This window comes from Protofrankia sp. Cj5, assembly GCF_917627405.1.
In the GTDB taxonomy this organism is placed as follows: Bacteria; Actinomycetota; Actinomycetes; order Frankiales; family Frankiaceae; genus Protofrankia.
Genome location: NZ_CAKJTO010000073.1, coordinates 14,086 through 27,632 on the forward strand (window position 1 = coordinate 14,086; position 13,547 = coordinate 27,632).

Below are 13,547 nucleotides of genomic sequence, written 5' to 3' on the forward strand. Positions count from 1 at the left end.
ACCTCAGTACAGTCGGAACGGTCATACGTCCACCGGCGAGCCACCGCCGACCTGTCGTACCGGAGAGTTCCGTGCCCGCACGACTGGTTGTTCTCGCCTCCGGGGTGGGTACCACCTTGCAGGCTGTACTGGACGCGTGCAGAGATCCAGATTTCGGCGCGGAAGTTGTTGCCGTGGGCGCGGACCGCTACGGCACCGGAGCACAGGATCGGGCGGCGGCGGCCGGCGTCCCGTCGTTCGTCGTCCGCTTGGAGGACGCGCTGGACAGAGCGGCTTTCAACGCGGCCACCGCGGCGAGGATCTCCCTATACGCTCCGGATCTGTTGGTGCTCGCTGGTTACATGAAAATTCTGGACAAACAGGTGATCGCCCGATTTCGGACGATCAACACGCATCCGTCTCTGTTGCCCGCGTTCCCGGGAGCGCACGCCGTCGCCGACGCGCTTGCGTACGGCGTCAAGGTCAGCGGAGTGACGGTCCACTGGGTGGATGAGGGCGTCGACACCGGGCAGATCCTTGCGCAGGCGGTCGTAGCGGTGGAGGAGTCCGACACTGAGGAAACTCTGCGTACCCGTATCCAGGCGGTGGAACGTGTCCTGTACGTGGCGACAATCGGCCGGATCATCCGGTCGGAGGAGGGGACATGACGTCCACACAGGATCAGCAGGCCTCCACCGCCGGTGACTCGACGGCTGGGGCACGGGCCTTCCCGCACACCGGCCCGGCACCATCAGCCGGCGGGGCGCTGGTCACCACCGGCCGGCGTCCCATCCACCGTGTTCTGGTCAGCGTCTACGACAAGGCCGGCCTGCCGGACCTCGCGGACGCGTTCATCGATGCCGGGGTGGAGGTCGTCTCCACCGGATCCACCGCACAGGTGCTCGCTCGCCATGGCCTGGCTGTGACGCCCGTAAGCACCCTCACCGGTTTCCCCGAGGTTCTCGGCGGACGGGTCAAGACACTGCATCCACGCGTGCATGCCGGCCTCCTCGCTGATCTGCGCGACGTCGAGCACGCCAAGACGCTCGCGGAACTCGACATTGAGCCGTTCGACCTCGTTGTGTCGAACCTCTATCCGTTCCGGGAAACGGTCGCGGGCGGCGCGTCCGAGGACGAGGCGATCGAACAGATCGATATCGGCGGGCCGGCGATGATTCGCGCCGCGGCGAAGAACCATCACTCCGTGGCCGTGGTCGTCTCCCCGGCGGACTATCCGGAGCTGATCGCCGCGATCCGGGCTGGTGGTTTCGAGTTCGCGGCGCGGCGCCGGCTTGCCGCCCGCGCCTTCGCGCACACCGCCGCGTACGACGTCGCGGTCGCGTCGTGGTTCGCCGGCGTTCTGGCGCCCGATGAGATCGCCCGGGAGTCGGGCTGGCCGGACACGGTAGCGGCGCTCTGGCGGCGGGCGGAGGTCCTGCGCTACGGCGAGAACCCCCACCAGCGGGCCGCGCTGTATGTGGCGGATGACGGCGGGCCCGGGCTCGCGGGTGCCCGGCAACTGCACGGCAAGCCGATGTCGTTCAACAACTACACCGACGCGGAGGCGGCCCGGCGCGCCGCGGGTGATTTCCACGAGCCATGCGTGGCCATCGTCAAGCACGCGAACCCATGCGGCCTGGCCATCGGCAGCGACGTTGCCGATGCTCATCGCAAGGCGCACGCATGTGATCCGGTGTCCGCTTTCGGCGGGGTTATCGCGACGAACCGGCCCGTCAGCGTCGCCCTGGCCGAACAGATCGCGGAGATATTCACCGAAGTCGTTGTGGCGCCTGGCTATGCCGAAGGCGCCGAGGAGATCCTTTCCCGCAAGCCCTCGATCCGGCTGCTGGAGTGCCCGCTGCCGATGGATCCGCACGGGGTCGAAATGCGGCAGATCTCCGGTGGGCTGTTGCTGCAGTCCCGTGACGTGCTGGACACGGCTGGCGACGGGTCGTCGGGGTGGACGCTGAAGGCTGGCGCGCCTGCCGATGAGGCAACACTAAATGATCTTGTTTTTGCCTGGAAGGCAGCCCGTTCCGTCAAGTCGAACGCGATTCTGATCGCCCTGGGCGGCGCAACGATCGGCGTGGGTATGGGGCAGGTGAACCGGGTCGATGCCGCGATGCTCGCGGTGAGCCGTGGCGGTGACAGGGTGAAGGGAGCCGTGGCCGCGAGTGACGCCTATTTCCCCTTCCCGGACGGTTTGCAGGTGCTCATCAACGCCGGTGTCCGCGCGGTTGTCGAACCGGGTGGATCCGTGCGTGACGAGCAGGTAATAGCCGCCGCGCGGGAAGCGGGGATAACGCTCTACTTCACCGGCGTCCGCCACTTCGCGCACTGACGTCATCCGGGCGTTATTCAGGCGTTATTCGGATGATCGTTGTTCATCTGGAGCACCTGGCAACAGAGGTGCGGATCAAGGAGCGGGCTGGGGCGTGTGCCCCAGCTCCGCGACGCCGCGTCCCCCTGTTGCCGGTCGCTCTAATGTCGGCGTCCGAAGCCCGTGAAGCCCGGCCACACCGTGGTGATGGAGCTGCTGTGTGCCTGTTCGTTGGCGCCGTCCGGGTCAGCTGTGACTGGCCGGACGACACCAACGTTTCACAAGATGGAGGTGGACTCCGCCGCTGCCACGCTTCGTCGCGCGCTCGCCGTGGTGCCGTTCGACGACGTGGTGCCATTCGACGACATGGTGCCATTCGATGACATGCTGCCGTTCGATGACGCCAGGATGGAACCACCGGGTGCGTCGTCGTTGGGTACGTAACGCTGCGCAACCCAGTCCAGTGCATCCCGCCAGCTGGCGCCATACAGGACCGAGATCCTGTCTGCCGTCTGCCGTGCGAGAGCCTGGACGAACACCCGGTCGTCGCTGTCGAGATGTCGGGCATCTCCGAAGGTCTCCCAAGCCCGGAACATCAGCTCCTGCAGTTTCTTGCTGTGTGGCGTTTCGTCTGCCACGGCCCGCTCCCTCCCACTCCGGGGACTTGCGGCGGAAGTCTGCCCTAGTTGCACACGGTGTCCGCGCCCGGGGGGTCCGTACGATTGTGAATCCGGTGCGGCGATCGTGAGGTTGAGGATGCCTGGTGGGGTTTCTACGCTGTGCGTAGGCCACTTCCGCGCCCGCCAGGCACATTCTTCTCGATGCGTCGCACGCGGGCCGGTAGCCGGACAGTGACTTCTCGCCGTGAGCTGGGAAATCGATCAGCGTGTGATCGCGATTTTTCGCGCCGCTTCCCACCTGCGTCTATGGTCGGGGGTGAGCGGGTCGGCTCCCGCGTACGGGTGGGAGGCGAGCGAGCATCGGACGGCTGATCGGGCGTGTGCTGGCCACGCTGTCATGAGTCTGCGGCACCGCCAGTCCGTGTCGCGATGGCGGTCATGGCTGCGGCGGGAGCCGGTCTTCGCCGGCATGTTCGGCGCTGTCGGTCTCGCCCTGCTGTTCGTCGTGGCTGGTCACTGGCGGCAGGGCCTGGTCGGCCTCGGGGCGGTGCTGCTTGCCGGTGCGTTTCTGCGGATGGTGCTGCCGACTCGGCGGGTGGGGCTACTTGCGGCGCGGAGCAGGGCGTTCGATGTCACCACACTCGGCGCGTTCGGATTGATGATCATTGTTGTGACGCTCACGGTGCCACCCGGGAGCTGAGCAGCTGAGCGGCGGGGAAGCTGGATCAGGCCGTCGCGCCGGCCATTGCGGGCGGGCTGGTCATTGCGGAAGGGCGTAGTGTCGCTTACGACCTGAAGCCGACCCGTGCGGCTCCACCGCGGTGGGGACGGCGGAGCGCGCCGACGCTATCATCGAGAAGCTGGGGAGCTGACAGCCGATGGCTGGGAAAGTGACTGTGGTCGGAGCCGGTTTCTATGGTTCCACGACCGCGCAGCGCCTCGCCGAGTACGACATTTTCGACACGGTTGTCCTGACCGACATTATCGAGGGCAAGCCCCAGGGCATCGCTCTCGATCTGAATCAGTCGCGCCCAGTCGAGAATTTCGAGACCACGGTGATCGGAACAAACGACTATGGCGATACCGAGGGTTCGGCCGTCGTGGTCGTCACCGCCGGCCTGCCCCGCAAGCCCGGCATGAGCCGGATGGACCTCATTGAGGTCAACGCGAAGATTGTCCGGCAGGTTTCGGAGAACATCGCGAAATCTTCACCCGACGCGGTCGTCGTAGTGGTTTCCAACCCGCTGGACGAGATGACCGCGCTCGCCGCGAATGTCCTTGGGTTTCCCCGTAACCGGGTCATCGGTCAGGCCGGCATGCTCGACACCGCTCGTTTCAGCAACTTCGTCGCGGTGGAACTGGGAGTGCCGGTGAGGTCGGTACAGACCCTTACCCTGGGCTCGCACGGCGACACCATGGTGCCGGTTCCGTCCCAGTGCACGGTGGACGGCAGGCCGCTCGCGGAATTGCTGCCCGCCGACAAGATCGATGATCTGGTCACGCGGACCCGTAACGGTGGTGCCGAGGTGGTCGCCCTCCTCAAGACCGGGTCGGCCTACTACGCGCCGTCCGCCGCCGCCGCTCGGATGGTGAAGGCTGTGGCAGAGGACTCCGGCGCGGTCATGCCGGTGTGCGCCTGGGTGAACGGTGAGTTCGGTATTTCCGGTGTTTATCTCGGCGTGCCCGCCCAGATAGGCCGCGGGGGTGTGAAGAAGGTCGTGGAAATTGACCTCTCGGCAGCGGAGAAAGCCGCGCTCGTCACCGCGGCCGAGGCTGTGCGGGTCAAGCAGGCGGATGTGGCCAGTCTGTAGCATCCGGTTCTGATATTTCGGTTTTGATATTTTTGGCCTCCAGCGGCGCGAAAGGGGCAGCGATCGCGCTGCTGGATGGATTCTCCGCGGTGCGTCACGGCCGTGTTGAGATGATCCTGCGCAGGGCGAGACGTGCGACGGAGGCGGTCGGGATCGTCCCCCGTCCAAGGCCGATCTCGATCAGGTTGTCGTACAGTTCGGTGCGGTGGCCGGCGGCTCGCACGGCTGAGTCCATGAGGGTTCGACGGCGGCCGGCGAGCCCGGCCAGCAGGGCGGTGTGGCGTAGATGCCGGCCGAGCTCCCGGTCGAGCGCCCGGCGGTAGACCGCGCCGGCCTGGGCTGGGGTGGCGGTCGTGGCGGCCGCACCAGCCAGGGAGCCGGACAGCAGCGCGTAGTAGATCCCCTCCCCGGTCAGCGGATTGATCAATGATGCGGCGTCACCGGCGAGCAGCACCGGGCCATCGGGCTGGCGGGGCCGCCAGGTCGACATGGGCAGATGGTGGGCGCGCAGCGTTCCCGGATGCGCTGGCTGCTCGGGCAGCATCCGGGCGAGGGTGCCGTGCAGAACGGTGCGGCCGCCCGTGTCGCCGGGCAGCGCGGCGAGTTTGGATCGCAACATCCCATAGCCGATGTTGGCGCGGCCGTCGCCGATCGGGAACGACCAGGCATATGCCGGCCAGCCCTCGTCGGTCATCTCGATGAGCTGTTCCGGCGGTCCGGGGGTATGCGGCGCGTCCGCGTACCCCCGGACCGCGATGGCAAGTGCCTCCGGTGGGTTTGGCCCGATGCCGAGCGACCGCCTGGTGATCGAATTCGCGCCATCCGCACCGATCACCACCCGTGCTCTCAGGTCACCGTTGACGATCACCACTGGCTCGTCCGCGGTGCCACCGGTCACGACGGACCGCGCGCGCTGGCGCAGGAGCACCGCACCCCGAGCACGGGCGGCGGCGACGAGCCGTGCGTCAAAGATCTTGCGGGGAACCACGTAGTTCGCTCGTCGGGACGGGGTGGCCACTTCCGCGCCCCCAGGCGTCCGCAACCGCATGCGATCCACTGGCGAGTACCCCGCGACGGCATCGGGCACGCCGAGGGCACGCAGGACGTCCAGGCCGTGTGGGGCGATGCCGTCACCGCAGGCCTTGTCCCGGGGGAAGGCCGCGGCATCCAACAGCACCACACGGGCATCCGGACGGAGTTGCAGCGCGCGCAGCGCCGCGGCGCAGCCCGCTGGTCCAGCGCCGAGGACGAGCAGGTCCACAATGGCGGAGCGCCCGGCCGGAATACCTGGATCGGCCACCGCGGGGACGCCGCGTGCGTGCGTGGTCATGGCATCGGGAGGTGTCGGTGTTGCCACATCCGCCCAGTGTCTCAGCGAGCCGGGCGCGCACCAGACAGCCCGGGTTCGTACAGTTCGGCACGTGGATGCCCTCGCGCAGGTGGATTCCTGGCCGGTCGAGAACGCGGCCGTTGCCGTCCTGGTACGCGACGCCTCCGGCCGCGTCACGGTACGTGGATCGGTCGGCGCCATGGACAGATCCTTCCGGTTGGCATCGGTATCGAAGCTGCTCGCCGCCTATGCCGTCCTGATCGGGGTGGAGGAGGGAGCCCTCGGCCTGGGCGATCCGGCCGGCCCCCCGGGCTCGACCGTCGCCCATCTCCTCGCCCATGCCTCGGGCCTGGGCTTCTCCGGCACCCGGACGGTGACCCGCCCTGGGACACGGCGGGTGTATTCGAACACGGGCATCGAGGTTCTCGGTGAAACGCTGGAAAAGGCGTCCGGAATCGCGTTCGGTGAGTACCTCGCCGAAGCCGTGTTCGGGCCGTTGGGCATGACAGCGTCCGAGCTGCGGGGCTCGCCGGCCTACGGGGTGTCGTCCACGCTATCCGATCTTGTTGTTTTTGCCGGTGAGCTGCTGGCTCCACGCCTGCTTGCGCCGCCGACATTCGCGGCCGCGACCTCGGTGGCGTTTCCGGGGCTCGCCGGGGTACTGCCCGGCTTCGGTGTGCGCGACCCGAACGACTGGGGGCTCGGTTTCGAGATCCGCGGCGGAAAACAGCCCCACTGGACGGGGGGCGCAAATTCGCCCGGGACCTTCGGTCATTTCGGTCGGAGCGGAACTTTTCTCTGGGTTGATCCGGCGTTGAATGCCGCCTGTGCTTGTCTGACCGACCGTGAGTTCGGCTCCTGGGCGGTGGATGCCTGGCCCACGTTGTCCGACGATGTGGTGGCGGCGCTCGGTGCTGGTGCTGGTGCTGGTGCCGAGGAGCCGGTGGCCAGGCCGCTGTAACCGGCATGATCGTGCGGTGGGCTCACGCCGCCGGCACCGCGGATCACGAATCCGGCCAGCTCCTCGACGAGGCGCTGGCTGCCCGGGTGCCGCTGGCCGGCGGGAAACAGCACGTCGTCCAACACAGCGGTGCCATAGACGAGCGCTACGGTGAACCGGACGGCCAACGCCACGTCGATCACAGGGGCGCCGAGCATGGTCACCTCGGTCTCGATCTCCCGTTCCAGCTCGTCGAAGACCTCTTGGAGAAACGCGCTGGCGCGGTTGCGCAGTTCGGGCGAGCCTCCGTTCGGCCCCCCGGGGAGCGCCAGCAGCAGTTTGTGGTTGTTGACAAGTAACCCGTAAAGTCCGCCGACGAAGTCCAGCGTGGTCTGTTCGGCGCTCCTTGTGCCATGCCCGCGTTCGATCCATTGCCGTACATACTCGGCGACAAAGTCATAGAAGGGCCGGTAGACGGCCTCGGCGAACAGGTTGGCCTTCGTGTCAAAGTGCCGGAACACCAGCGCCTGGGTCACGCCAGCGCGGGCGGCAATCTCCCGGGTGCTCACCTGTTCGTAGCCGTACATATCGAACAGCTCCCGAGCCGCGCCCAGGACCAGCGAGCGGACAGTCGCCGAGCTGCGTCGGGAGCGGGGATCCGGGGTCACTCAACCATGATGACCGACCAGTGCCCGCGTGCCGGGCTGGCCGTCCGTCAGGTCGATCAACAAGCCGGCGGCACGGTCTCCGGCGGCCGGGAAAACGTCTCGGACCGACCGCGTTGATGATCATTTTGGGCGTCCTGGGCCGCGGCGTTTCCGGCACTTCTGGATAGCATCGATATCTTGACAGTTGATGATCATTTGTCCACTGTGAGGTGTGCGACAGTTCGATGGCGGGATATGCCATCCGGATGAGAAGAGGCACGGGGTATGGCAGTTGCCCGGGAGCGGTGTGTGATCGCCGATCCGGTGGTGCCGTTGCCGAATCTGATCGCTGTCCGCGGCCCCGGGAGCACCGCGCGTCCCTGCCCGGCGCGGCGCCGGTGGCAGGCCGATGACGCGCGATCCGGGCTCCCGGCGGATGGCGGCGCGTTCGGCCGGGCACCGCTGTCTCGTCTCCGCACGCCTCACCTGCACCGAGGAGGACCGTATGCGGGTCCAGGTTGATCCTTCGCTGTGTGTCGGGCACGGCCGCTGCAACGCCGACGGGCCGGATGTCTACCAGCTCGACGATTCCGGCTACTGCACTATCGCGAACGCGGTGGTGTCCGTGGGCCTTGAGCGGCAGGCGCGGGATGGGGCGGCGGCCTGTCCTGAACGCGCGATCTCATTATCCGAATAATCTCTTTCGTTTTTCCGAGGAGTTCAGGTGCGACTGGAAGACAAAGTTGTCGTCATCACCGGCGCCGGGTCGGGTCTGGGCCGGGAGAGCGCGCTGTTGTTCTCCCGTGAAGGTGCCACGGTTGTCGTCACCGACATCATCGAACGGCGGGCGAAGGACGTCGCGAACCTGATCGGTGAGCGGGGCGGCCAGGCGCTGGCCATCAGAACCGACGTCACGGTGGAAACCGAGGTCGCCGCGGCGGTGGCCGCCGCGGTGGAGCAGTTCGGCCGGCTGGACGTCATGTTCGCCAACGCCGGGGTCACGGTGCCTGGCCAGGGAACGGTCGCGCTGGAGGACACCACCGAGGAGAGCTGGACACATGTCCATGACACGAACCTCAAGGGTGTCTTTTTCGCTATCAAGCACGCCGCGAGGGCGATGAAGGCGCAGGGCGGCGGTGGGACGATCGTGGTCACGTCATCGGCCTCCTCGCTGGCTGCCTACCCGCGGTTCACGATCTACACCGCGAGTAAGGGCGGGGTGAACGCGCTCGTCCGGGGCGCCGCGTTCGATCTAGGCGCCTACGGCATCCGGGTCAACGCCATCTGCCCGACCCACGGCATGTCCGTCAACTTCGGTCTGCCTCCGGACGCCGAGGTGCTCGGCAAGTCCTATGAGGAAGTCATGGGACCCTGGAACCCGGACCACGCCCCGATGCCGCTGAAGCTGCGCCGTCCACCGAACCTGCTCGACAACGCCTACGCCGCGCTCTATCTGGCCAGCGACGAGTCCGCTTACATGTCCGGGGTCTGCTTCCCGAGCACGGATGGCGGCACGCTGGGACGGGTCGCGATCCAGTTCCCCGAGGGATGGGAACTGGCCCAGCAGGCCGCCTACGCCGGCGCCGCGGGGCAGCATCCCGGTTCGCCGGCTGGCACTGCGTCCGACCAGCCCGCTTAGGCCTGGTTGGGCCTTGGTTAGGCTTTGGTCAGGACCGATTGGGCCTGCTGAGGCCTGCTGAGAGGAGGCCGCGGGTCAACTCCGGGCAGGCCCCGGCGTGACAGCCGCGGCGTGAGCGGGTACTGAGCAGCAGTGGCCAATCCGATCAGAGCGGTCCGTTTCGGTGCCCGAAAAGCGTCCAGTGCGGCGGGAGCCGTGCGCCGGCATCGGCCCTGCGTCGACCACGCTGTCCGCGCCTACGGCCGGTATACCGCTGACGGTGGCGACCGCCTGTCGGCCGCCGCGACGTACTTCGCGTTCCTGTCGTTCTTTCCGTTGGTCGCCCTGGCCTTCTCGATCGCGGGCTTCGTGGTTGATGCCTATCCGGACGTCCAGCGGGAGATGACCAAACAGATCAACAACTATCTGCCGGGGCTTGCGGACAAGCTGGACATCGCCAGCATCGGCAACGCGAAGGTCGGCGTCGGTCTGCTCGGTCTGTTCGGTCTCCTGCTGGCCGGGCTGGCATGGATCGACGCGTTGCGGGACGCGATCAGGATCATGTGGCACCAGCCGGTAGACGTCGGCAATGTGGTGACGCGCAGATTGAAAGATATCGGCGTCCTGGCCGGGCTCGGTCTTATCGGGTTCGTGTCGATCGCGGTGACCAGCGTTGCCACATCGGTGTCAGGGACGTTCCTGAGCTGGATCGGGCTGTCTGGCAGCACCATGGCCGCGGTGGTGACCTCGCTGCTCGCCGTTGCCGTCGCGCTGGCTCTGGACGTGGCGCTTTTCCTCTGTCTGTTTCTCTGGTTGCCATTGAGCACCGATCGTGACCGCGCGTTGCGGGGGGCGCTGTGTGGCGCGATCGGGGTGGAGGGCCTCAAGGTCCTCGCGACCTGGCTGGTGGGCATGACGACCAGAAACCCCGTCTACGGGACGTTCGCGGTGATTGTCGGTTTGTTGATTTGGATCAATATCATGATGCGCTGGACGCTGCTGGTCGCGGCGTGGACGGTCACCGCGCCTTATTCCTCCGATGTCGCGCCGTCGGGTACCGCGGTTGCCGCCGGCACGGATACCGCCGGCACGGATAGCGCCGGCACGGATGTCCCCGGCGGTGTAGCCGTTCCCGGTACGGATGCTCCTGCCGGGAACGTTCCCGGCGGAGAGGTGGATGGCGCTGGGCCGCCATCGGGCTCGACGCCTCGAGCGGCTGCTGGGCTTCCGCTTTCGTCCCCGCCTCGTCGAGGAGGCAGCAGCCGGACACGGGATCCGGAGATGTTTTCCGGGCCGGAGGAGGGCAGGGGCGGCCGGATCGCGATGCCGGGCGGTGTGCCGACGGGGAACGTGCCGATGCCCGAGAAAAGGCGATGGCGGGCAAGCCGCCGGCGTAGGGTGAGCAGCCCCACCGCGCAGGTGATTGCGATGGCGATCCACGTCACCGTCCCTATCCCGCGGTCGTGGCTGTCCCGCCGCCATGGCTGATTTCCTGGGTAATTCCGGTCCCCAACAGCGTTGCGGCTTCGGATGCCCGGGGCAGCGCTGGAAGCGATCAGTGGTCGCGAGCCGTCCACGATTGACCCGGCTGGAAACATTTCGACATTGCGAATTTCATCGCTTTCCGTGACAAGATACCCAATCGGGGTGATTGTATCGACGTTCGCGAATCCCCAGTCGAGCAGCGCCTTGGCCTCCGCGGCATATGCGGGGGCTGCCCGCATCATCGTGAGGATGAGGGTGTGGCCACCTCGCCGGACAGCGCCTATGTAGGTCGCTCCCGCCGCGGCGGTGTAGCCGTTCTTGACACCGATGGTTCCTGAATATGAGGTGAGGAGCTCATTATGGTTCTGGATCTGGAACGATGTGCCGCTCCGCCCGCGGACGGTCGCCCGCGGGATCGTCAGGAACCGGCTGACTATGGGACTGGCAAGCGCGGCCCGGCCCAGCAATGCAAGATCGTAGGCTGATGTCCGCTGTCCGGGTGCGTCCAGGCCACTCGGATCTCCGGCCTGCGTGTCGCGCGCGTTCAGTTCGGCCGCGGTGCGGTTCATCAGGGCGATCGTGGTGGCGGCGCCGCCAGCGGCTTCGGCGAGCGCGACAGCGGCGTCGTTGCCGCTAGCGATGATCATTTCCGTGGCGAGCTCCGCGACCGTATAGGTCATACCTGGGACGAGACCCACCCGAGTTCCGTCGACCGACGCGGCGGCACTGCTGATCTTCACTTCCTGGGCTGGTGACAGCCGCGGCAGTATCGCGAGCGCCGTGAGGATTTTGAGCGTGCTCGCCGGCAGGTGGGGACCGTGGGCGTCTCGAGCCGCCAGGACCGCGCCGCTATCGGCGTCGGCGATCAGCCAGCTCGCGGCGGTGGTTTCAGGAGGCTGCGACGAGGCCCGCGGACCGACCACGACGGCATCGCTCGCCAGCTCCGGACCGCCGAGGAGGTTCGTGCTGGTTGGCCTCGGTGCCGCGGTGGCTCCCGCCGCGGTGGCTCCCGCCGCGGTCGGGAGCATGGCTGTCAGCCCCGTCACCAGGGAAACGAGCAGCAGGACGGAAGGTGCCGTGCGCAGGCGTTCGCGAGTCAGAGGCACCTGATGAAGATTACTGTCGGTCACTGTTGGGTGCGGGTGGATGGCTCGCCGTGTCGTGCCGGCGGGGTTCGTGGCTGGCCTGCTCCCGCGCTCGGGCCGCATGGTCCGTTTTTTTGATTGTAGGATCATGAAAGTGCCCATCTGCGCGACCTGGGGCTGGCCCGGCGGTCCCGGAGCTACCGGACGGGTGCTGTCCCATCCGTGCCCCGCTGCCGGTGCAGCGGGGTAGCCGCCTGTGCGGGTGCGGCGATGCGACAACATACATTTCTGTGAACTCACGCTTTCTTGCAGATCTGCATATCCATTCCAAGTACTCCAGGGCATGCAGCCGGGACTGCGACCTGGAGCATCTGGCCTGGTGGGCGGCACGCAAGGGGATCGCTGTGGTCGGTACGGGCGATTTCACCCATCCCGCATGGTCGCAGGAGATCGCCACCAAGCTCGTGCCGGCCGAGCCCGGCCTGTTCCGGCTGCGTCCGGACCTCGAGGCGGATGTCCTGCGGACGCTGCCCGCGTCCTGCCAGCAGGCGACCCGGTTCATGCTGTCCACGGAAATCTCCACGATCTACAAGCGGGGGGAGCGGACCCGCAAGGTCCACCATCTCCTCTACGCCCCGGACACCGACGCCGCTGGCCGGATCACCGCGAGTCTTGCGAAGATCGGCAATCTGGCCGCGGACGGGCGTCCCATCCTGGGGCTGGACTCCCGTGACCTCCTGGAGATCACGCTCGGTGCGGGGGAGGGCTGTTACCTCGTGCCGGCGCATGTGTGGACCCCCTGGTTCGCCGTTCTCGGGTCGAAATCCGGCTTCGACGCGATCGAGGACTGCTATCTCGACCTCGCGGACAACATCTTCGCGTTGGAGACGGGCCTGTCGGCGGACCCGCCGATGTTCTGGCGGGTGTCCGGGCTCGACCGGTTCCGGCTGGTCAGCAATTCCGACGCGCACTCGCCGCCCATGCTCGGCCGGGAGGCGACCGCGTTCACCTGCGATGTCGACTACTTCGCGATCCGCGCGGCGCTGCGTGGCGGGGAGGGGTTCGCCGGCACCATCGAGTTCTTCCCGGAAGAGGGCAAGTACCACCTTGACGGTCACCGCAACTGCGGAGTGCGTTTCGAACCGAGCCAGACCCGGGAGGTCGACGGCCGCTGCCCGCAGTGTGGGCGCCCACTGACCGTCGGGGTGCTGCACCGCGTGGACGCGCTGGCCGACCGCGGCGATGGGGTGCGCCCGGCGACCGCGGGAGAGGTGCGCTCGTTGGTCGCGTTGCCCGAGGTCGTCGGGGAGATCCTTGGGGTCGGCCCGAAGAGCAAGGCGGTAGCCGCGCAGGTCACCACGCTTACCGCCCGCCTCGGCCCGGAACTGGCAATCCTTGGTGAGGTCCCGCTGGACGCCATCGCCGAGGTCGGTTCGTCCGTGCTGGTCGAGGCGATCCGGCGGCTGCGCCGGGAGGAGGTGATCCGCGACGCCGGCTATGACGGCGAGTACGGGGTCATCCGGCTGTTCGACCCGAAGGAACTGGCCTCCCGCGCGGGCACGCTGTTCGACCTTGCACCCAGCACACCCACCGCGGAGGGCGGCAGGCCGGAGGCGACGAAGGACGCCGGTGGCCCGGCCGGCGCTACCCGTAGCGCGCGAGGTAACGCCCGGCGTGCGAAGCGGAGCGCGCTGGCGCCGTCGGTCCTACCG

At 67.5% G+C, this 13,547-nt stretch carries 11 protein-coding genes and 2 pseudogenes; 9 read left to right on the plus strand and 4 right to left on the minus strand.

The features are described from left to right. The first annotated feature begins 71 nt into the window (after window positions 1–71). Entirely contained in the window at window positions 72–647 is a 576-nt protein-coding gene (gene purN, locus MJ777_RS15760) for a phosphoribosylglycinamide formyltransferase (protein WP_239308621.1), read from the plus strand. Next, on the plus strand, window positions 644–2,320 hold the full coding sequence (purH, locus tag MJ777_RS15765) for a bifunctional phosphoribosylaminoimidazolecarboxamide formyltransferase/IMP cyclohydrolase (protein ID WP_239377005.1): 1,677 nt from the start codon (window positions 644–646) through the stop codon (window positions 2,318–2,320). The genes purN and purH overlap by 4 nt, the downstream gene beginning before the upstream one ends. A 257-nt stretch (window positions 2,321–2,577) precedes the next feature. Here the strand turns inward: purH and MJ777_RS15770 are convergent, their stop codons facing one another. Then, a complete protein-coding gene (locus MJ777_RS15770) occupies window positions 2,578–2,937 on the minus strand; it encodes a hypothetical protein (protein ID WP_239377006.1) in 360 nt (119 codons plus the stop codon). A gap of 379 nt (window positions 2,938–3,316) precedes the next feature. Between MJ777_RS15770 and MJ777_RS15775 the strand changes: the two genes are divergently transcribed. Both MJ777_RS15775 and mdh read left to right on the plus strand, forming a co-directional pair. Next, on the plus strand, window positions 3,317–3,619 hold the full coding sequence (locus tag MJ777_RS15775; protein WP_239377007.1) for a DUF3017 domain-containing protein: 303 nt from the start codon (window positions 3,317–3,319) through the stop codon (window positions 3,617–3,619). A gap of 178 nt (window positions 3,620–3,797) precedes the next feature. Beyond that, the gene (mdh, locus tag MJ777_RS15780) at window positions 3,798–4,730 is read left to right on the plus strand and encodes a malate dehydrogenase (RefSeq protein WP_239347964.1); all 933 of its coding nucleotides are present in this window, start codon (window positions 3,798–3,800) and stop codon (window positions 4,728–4,730) included. Between the two features lie 94 nt (window positions 4,731–4,824). On the opposite strand, the gene MJ777_RS15785 is transcribed toward mdh, so the two are convergent. Beyond that, a complete protein-coding gene (locus tag MJ777_RS15785) occupies window positions 4,825–6,060 on the minus strand; it encodes an NAD(P)/FAD-dependent oxidoreductase (RefSeq protein ID WP_239377008.1) in 1,236 nt (411 codons plus the stop codon). Between the two features lie 91 nt (window positions 6,061–6,151). On the opposite strand from MJ777_RS15785, the gene MJ777_RS15790 reads away from it, so the two are divergent. Beyond that, window positions 6,152–7,021: a serine hydrolase gene (locus MJ777_RS15790; RefSeq protein ID WP_239404602.1), complete on the plus strand. Its 870-nt coding sequence runs from the start codon at window positions 6,152–6,154 to the stop codon at window positions 7,019–7,021. 467 nt (window positions 7,022–7,488) lie between these two features. Here the strand turns inward: MJ777_RS15790 and MJ777_RS22760 are convergent. Continuing rightward, window positions 7,489–7,668 (minus strand): annotated as a pseudogene (locus MJ777_RS22760) (helix-turn-helix domain-containing protein); the annotation flags it as partial. Between the two features lie 388 nt (window positions 7,669–8,056). On the opposite strand from MJ777_RS22760, the gene MJ777_RS15800 reads away from it, so the two are divergent. The 3 genes from MJ777_RS15800 (at window position 8,057) to MJ777_RS15810 (ending at window position 10,753) form a co-directional block, all read left to right on the plus strand. After that, window positions 8,057–8,344: a ferredoxin gene (locus MJ777_RS15800; RefSeq protein ID WP_239308628.1), complete on the plus strand. Its 288-nt coding sequence runs from the start codon at window positions 8,057–8,059 to the stop codon at window positions 8,342–8,344. 27 nt (window positions 8,345–8,371) lie between these two features. Further along, window positions 8,372–9,286 carry an SDR family NAD(P)-dependent oxidoreductase gene (locus tag MJ777_RS15805; protein ID WP_239308629.1) on the plus strand — a complete coding sequence of 305 codons (915 nt, stop codon included), beginning with the start codon at window positions 8,372–8,374 and terminating at the stop codon, window positions 9,284–9,286. A 195-nt stretch (window positions 9,287–9,481) separates the two neighbouring features. Then, window positions 9,482–10,753, plus strand: a complete 1,272-nt coding sequence (locus MJ777_RS15810; protein WP_239377009.1) for a YihY/virulence factor BrkB family protein — start codon at window positions 9,482–9,484, stop codon at window positions 10,751–10,753. Between the two features lie 287 nt (window positions 10,754–11,040). On the opposite strand, the pseudogene MJ777_RS23165 reads toward MJ777_RS15810, so the two are convergent. After that, window positions 11,041–12,180, minus strand: a pseudogene (locus tag MJ777_RS23165) (D-alanyl-D-alanine carboxypeptidase family protein); the annotation flags it as partial. On the opposite strand from MJ777_RS23165, the gene MJ777_RS15815 reads away from it, so the two are divergent. Next, window positions 12,126–13,547, plus strand: a 1,422-nt coding sequence (locus MJ777_RS15815; protein ID WP_239377010.1) for an endonuclease Q family protein, incomplete at its 3' end; no start/stop codon positions are given. The pseudogene MJ777_RS23165 and the gene MJ777_RS15815 sit on opposite strands and share 55 nt — an antisense overlap.

What these genes read in the sequence shown, in the direction of transcription:
- purH (WP_239377005.1), top strand. Translation starts at nt 644, where the DNA reads ATGACGTCCACACAGGATCAGCAGGCCTCCACCGCCGGTGACTCGACG.
- MJ777_RS15775 (WP_239377007.1), top strand. Translation starts at nt 3,317, where the DNA reads ATGAGTCTGCGGCACCGCCAGTCCGTGTCGCGATGGCGGTCATGGCTG.
- mdh (WP_239347964.1), top strand. Translation starts at nt 3,798, where the DNA reads ATGGCTGGGAAAGTGACTGTGGTCGGAGCCGGTTTCTATGGTTCCACG.
- MJ777_RS15785 (WP_239377008.1), bottom strand. Translation starts at nt 6,060, where the DNA reads ATGACCACGCACGCACGCGGCGTCCCCGCGGTGGCCGATCCAGGTATT.
- MJ777_RS15800 (WP_239308628.1), top strand. Translation starts at nt 8,057, where the DNA reads ATGACGCGCGATCCGGGCTCCCGGCGGATGGCGGCGCGTTCGGCCGGG.